The 5,895-nt window shown below is 62.4% G+C and carries 3 protein-coding genes and 2 pseudogenes; 4 read left to right on the forward strand and 1 reads right to left on the reverse strand.

Features of this window, described 5'->3' with window-relative positions:
* Positions 1 to 158: pseudogene (locus A5789_RS35475) on the reverse strand (IS256 family transposase); the annotation flags it as partial.
* A 133-nt stretch (positions 159 to 291) separates the two neighbouring features.
* Between A5789_RS35475 and A5789_RS37770 the strand changes: the two are divergent.
* The 4 genes and pseudogenes from A5789_RS37770 to A5789_RS11600 form a co-directional block, all read left to right on the forward strand.
* Positions 292 to 570: pseudogene (locus A5789_RS37770) on the forward strand (RNase H family protein); the annotation flags it as partial.
* A 1,050-nt stretch (positions 571 to 1,620) separates the two neighbouring features.
* Positions 1,621 to 3,366, forward strand: a complete 1,746-nt coding sequence (locus A5789_RS11590) for a class I SAM-dependent DNA methyltransferase (RefSeq protein WP_064905088.1) — start codon at positions 1,621 to 1,623, stop codon at positions 3,364 to 3,366.
* A complete protein-coding gene (locus A5789_RS11595) occupies positions 3,363 to 4,652 on the forward strand; it encodes a restriction endonuclease subunit S (protein WP_082940639.1) in 1,290 nt (429 codons plus the stop codon). Before A5789_RS11590 ends, A5789_RS11595 begins: the two co-directional genes overlap by 4 nt.
* Positions 4,649 to 5,895: type I restriction endonuclease (locus A5789_RS11600; protein ID WP_197516597.1), on the forward strand; the 1,247-nt coding region annotated here is incomplete at its 3' end. The genes A5789_RS11595 and A5789_RS11600, both read left to right, overlap by 4 nt.

The following is a 5,895-nucleotide window of genomic DNA, read 5'->3' on the forward strand; positions in this document are numbered from 1 at the left end:
GATCGTTCGCCGTAGCCGGCACCGCACATCGAGTCGGCTTCGTTGCTCATCAGGGCTTTGATGAAGGTGGACATCATCTCGCGCAGCAGGTCCGGGCTCGCGACGGCGAGTTGCTCGGACAGCATTGCGGACGGGTCGATAGGCTGGACAGAGGTCATCGCGTGAAACTTTCTTCCTTCAAGTGACTTGGCGGTCTTTTGAAGGATCACGCGGTGACCACCCTCTACTCGGCTACGACACGCCCAGACTTCGCTGAGGGCCCGTCGTACACCATCCTGCTGGACTCAACCGCCGATCGAAGCGCTGGAGCGGCTCAAACGGGCCTCGAAGGTCCGGGTCTATACCGACAGCACCTATGTGCGCGACGGCATCACCGCATGGGTGCACAAGTGGCAGGCCAACGGGTGGGTGACCACGAAGAAGGAGCCGGTCAAAAACGCTGACCTGTGGCAACGGCTGATGCAAGCGTGCGCCTTGCACGAGGTCGAATGGGAATGGGTGAAAGGGCATGCCGGCCACCCCGAGAACGAACGAGCTGACCGGCTGGCTGTCCGCGGCGCCTGCGAGGCCGGTGGGGTTGAGGAGCAGCCCGGAAAGACGGTCCGTCGTGATCCTCCCACCCGCAAGCCGACCACAACGACGGGTGAGCGCTGCCGAGCAACCACCAAAGCAGGTGTCCCCTGCGCCACGAACGCGGGACCCTCGGGACTTTGTCATGTTCACGACCCCGCTCTGCAGTGCGGGGCTATGACCACGAAGGGCAGGCCCTGCGGTATCGCGACCGGCGGCGGCCGGTGCAAAACCCATCGAGGGGCGGAGCGGATGCCCGACGTCAAAGCGCCGTCAGAACTCGGCCTGCTGGATCTCTGAGGCGGTCCGACAGGAAGCGCGAAACACGTTCTGGCCCAGTCGATATCGCCAACAATTACAAGCCACCCGCGATGCCTCAACCGCCGCCTTGCGGAGGGCCCTGCTCTGATTGCCGTAGAGCGCTAGACAACATCACCGTTCACCGCTCTTCGAGCACAAGTGCGGTGGCGGGAGCCCTGCTATAGGGCGGATTGAACTCCGATTGGTGGGCCTGGTCGGTCGTTGCGAACTACTATGGGTGCCTTGAAGTTCAGGGAGGGGTCTTGGTGATCGGTCGCGGAGCGTTTCGCGGAATCGTTCTCGAAGGACTGCTGGCGAGGTACTGCATAACACCGGGTACAAATTCCAGGTGCCTGCGCATAAGGATTCCGGCGTCCGCACCTGCTTGGAACGCCGAGATAGACGCCCGGAATCAGTGGATCGCAATCCAAGCGAGCCGCCCGCGAAAGTCGGGGTGTCCCCGGTTCGTGACTGCGTCGGCGTCTTTGACAAGCTGGTCGTCACGTCTTGCGCGACCGGCGCAGCCAGAGCCAAGCGAAGGGACGATCACGGCCAAGACACCAACCGCGACGGATTCGCTGAGCCGGTCGCTGCTGCCGACTTCGTGGTACGCGGGAGTGTGGTGATGCGTGAGAATGTTCTTTCGACGCACCGGCTGCTGGAGACTATGGGCCGACCATCCGGGCGGCGCGTACGGATTCGCGCTGGGTATCCAATGTCCGTCGTCGAGTGAGCCTCGTAAGGAGCCTTGTGAGCACCCTCGGTAGTTTTATCTGGTCGATCGCCGATCAGCTTCGGGGTCCCTACCGCCCCAACCAGTACGGCAACGTGATCCTCCCGCTCACGATCCTGCGCCGCCTCGACTGCATCATCGAACCCGACCGGGAGACAGTGCGCGCACTGGCAGCGGAGTACGAGAATCCCAACCGGCTCAAGATCGAAGTCAAGAAGGCCACGGGGCGGCCGTTCTACAACACCTCGAACTATTCCTTCGCCAACCTCCTCGAAGACGCTGACGGGCTGGCAGACAACCTGGCCGACTACATCGACCGATTCTCGCCCGATGTCGACGTGTTCGAATACTTCGACTTCAAGAAGGAAATCCTCGCCCTGGAGAAGGCGGAGCTGCTGCGTGCGGTCGTCACGTCCTTCAAAGCCGTCGACCTGCATCCGGACGTGGTCTCCAACGCCGATATGGGTGATGCGTTCGAGTACATCATCCGCAGGTTCAACGAGGCCGCGAACGAGACCTCCGGTGACCACTACACCCCGCGGGACGCGATCCGGCTGCTGGTCGACCTGCTCTTAGCCGAGAAGGACGCCGACCTGACCGAAGCCGGTATCGTGCGCACTCTGTACGACCCGACCGCGGGTACCGGCGGTATGCTCGCGCTGGCCGAAGAGCACCTGCTCGCGCAGAACCCCGACGCGAAACTGAGCCTGTACGGCCAGGAGTACAACCCGCAGTCGTACGCAATCTGCAAATCCGACCTGCTGGCCAAAGGCCACGACGCGACCAACATCGCCTTCGGCAACACCCTCACCGATGACGCGTTCAAGGGCCGCCAGTTCGACTTCTGCATGTCCAACCCGCCCTACGGCGTCGACTGGAAGCAGTACGCCAAGGCGATCACGAACGAACGCGAATCCGCCGGCCCCTACGGCCGATTCGCCCCCGGCCTCCCGGCGACCTCGGACGGGCAGATGCTCTTCCTGCTCCACCTCGCCCACAAGATGCGCGCCCCCGAGGACGGCGGCGGCCGAGTCGGCATCGTCATGAACGGCTCCCCGCTGTTCAACGGATCCGCGGAGTCCGGCCCCTCCAACATCCGAAAGTGGTTGCTGGAGAACGACCTTGTCGAAGCGATCGTCGCGCTGCCGACCAACATGTTCTTCAACACCGGCATCGCCACCTACATCTGGATCCTCGACAACACCAAGCACCCCGACCGCAAGGGCCTGGTCCAACTCATTGACGGCACGTCGTTCTGGACCAAGATGCGCAAGAGCCTCGGGTCGAAGAACCGGGAACTCAGCGATGCAGACCGTACCGAGGTGGTGAAGTTGTATGTCGACTTCGCCGACGCCGACCCGGATTACTCAAAAGTGTTGCGCAACGACGAGTTCGGCTACTGGACCATAACCGTCGAGCGTCCGCTGTTGGATGAGGACGGGAAGCCGGTTGTAGATCGCAAGGGCAAGCCCAAGCCCGACTCGAAGAAGCGCGACACCGAAAATGTTCCCTTCACCTACGGCGGCTCGACCGCCGGCCCGACTGGCAGCGTCGAGGTCATCACCACCTACTTCGACGCCGAGGTGAAGCCGCACGTCCCCGACGCCTGGATCGACTGGTCCAAGGTCAAGACCGGCTACGAAATCCCCTTTACTCGCCACTTCTACAAGTACGTCCCGCCCCGGCCCCTCGACGAAATTGATGCCGACCTGGAGAAGCAGGTCGGCAAGATCCTCAACCTGCTGCGGGAGGTCGAGGGATGACGGCGAAGTATCCGAAGTACGTCGCGGCTGGTTCCGAGTGGCTAGACACCGTACCCGCTCATTGGAAAATCGGGAGGCTCGATCATGTGGCGCGCGCTTGGCCGAGCAACGTGGACAAGCATTCTGTTCCGGATGAACCATCAGTGAGGCTGTGCAACTACACCGACGTCTACAAGAACGCCTCGATCGTCGAAGGCATGAACTTCATGAAGGCGACGGCGTCACCTGATGAGATTGAGCGTTTCCGGATCGCGGTCGGTGACACCCTCGTGACGAAGGATTCTGAGACTGCTGACGATATTGGGATACCGGCCTTTGTCGAGTACGAGGCGCCGGACCTGATTTGCGGCTACCACCTATCGATCGTCCGGCCATTCTCTGGAGTCGTGGACCCGAAATTTCTCTACTGGGCGCTGGGGGCGGGCCCCACTACCGGGCAGTGGGCGGTCCTGGCATCCGGCGTCACCCGGGTAGGTATTAGGGCTGCGGACCTCGCGAAAGCGACGTTGGCTATACCGCCACTGGAAGAGCAGCGTGCCATTGCCGACTACCTCGACCGTGAGACCGCCTGCATCGACACGCTCATCGAGGAGCAGCAGCGCCTGATCGAGATGCTCCGCGAGCGGCGTGCTGCGGTTATCGCGTCTGCTTTGGCGCCGACCGACTCATGGGTATGTCGCAGGGTCAAGCACATTGGTGAAACGAGCTTGGGGAAGATGCTCGACGCGGGCCGTGCGGTTCGCGATGGAGACCAGCCGAGGGCGTACGTCCGGGCAGCGGATGTTCGTGCGGATGGCTCTGTGAATCTTCTGGATCTCAACGAAATGCCTTTTTCTGACGCAGAAATGGAAGTGTTCGACCTCCGCGCGGGTGACGTCCTTCTCATCGAGGGGGGTGCCACAGTCGGTCGTCCCGGGTTCATGTTCGAGTCGGCACCAGGGATAGCCTTCCAGAAGACCGTCAACCGACTGCGGGTCGGACCACGGACAAATGCTCGTTTCGTGTACTGGTCGATGCTTCGTCTATACGAGTCCGACTACTACGCCAATCACTTCGGGTCGGTCTCATTCGTTCATCTCACCGGTGAAAAGCTGAGGGAGATCGAACTTCATCTCCCGCCACTCGGGGAGCAGCGGGCTATTGCCGCATACCTCGATGAGCAAACCGCGAAAATCGATGCGCTCATTACCGAGACGGGGAACTTCATCGAACTCGCCCGCGAACGCCGTTCAGCACTGATCACGGCGGCGGTGACAGGCCAGATCGACGTGCGGGAGATGGCGTGAGGGCGGACCATCACGAAGCGGTCTTCGAGTCCGAGATCTGCGAGTACCTGGCCGATCACGGGTGGCTCTATTCGGCGAATGACACCGGCTACGACCGGGAGCGTGCGCTGTTCCCCGAGGACCTGTTCACGTGGCTGAAGGAGACCCAGCAGGCGGCGTACGAGAAGTCGTTGCGTGCGGCGGGGGCGGAGGCGAAGTTCCTGGATGTGCTGGTCGCGGCGCTCGACAAGCCTCTCGAACATGGTGGCGGGACGCTGAACATCCTGCGTAACGGGGTGCAGTACATCGGTGGCGGCCGGTTGAAGATGGCGCAGTTCCGGCCGGAGACGAGCCTGAACACGACCACCACCGAGCAGTACGCGGCGATGCGGGTGCGGGTTCTACGGCAGGTGCATTTCTCCACCGCTGACCAGCGCAGCATCGATCTGGTCTTCTTCGTCAACGGGCTGCCGGTCGCCACCGTCGAGCTGAAGACCGAGTTCACCCAATCCCTGGACGAGGCGATCAACCAGTATCGCAAGGACCGGCATCCGATGACCAACGGGCGGCCCGAGCCGCTGCTGTCGTTCGGACATCGAGCGCTGGTGCATTTCGCGGTCTCCAACGACCTGGCCGCGATGACCACCCGGCTAGAGGGCGAGAAGACCCATTTCCTGCCGTTCAACGTCGGCTATGCGGGCGGGGCGGGGAATCCGCCTGGCGCGGACGGGCTTTCGGCGACGTCGTATCTGTGGGAGCGGGTGTGGGAGAAACACGCCTGGCTCAACATCATCGGCCGGCTGATGATCGTGGAGTCCAGGCAGGAGTGGGATGTCGCGACCGGCACCTCGGTGCGGCGTACGAGCATGCTGTTCCCTCGGTTCCACCAGTGGGAGGCCGTGACGAATATCGTTGTCGCGGTGCGCGAGGAAGGGGTGGGGCAGCGCTATTTGATCGAACATTCGGCGGGGTCGGGGAAGACGAACACGATCGCGTGGACCGCGCATCGGCTGGCGCGGTTGCATGTGGATGATCGGAAGGTTTTCGACTCGGTGATCGTGGTCGTGGACCGCACTGTCTTGGATGGTCAACTGCAGGAGGCGATTCGGCAGATCGACGGGTCGGGAAAGATCGTGGCCACGATCAGTCCGGAGGATGTCCGCAAGGCGGGGGCGAAGTCGAAATCCGGGCTGCTGGCGACCGCGTTGAAGAACGGGGAGCTGATCATCGCGGTGACGGTGCAGACGTTCCCGTTCGCCCTCGA

The sequence above is a fragment of the Nocardia sp. 852002-51101_SCH5132738 genome (genome assembly GCF_001665695.1).
Taxonomy (GTDB): domain Bacteria; phylum Actinomycetota; class Actinomycetes; order Mycobacteriales; family Mycobacteriaceae; genus Nocardia; species Nocardia nova.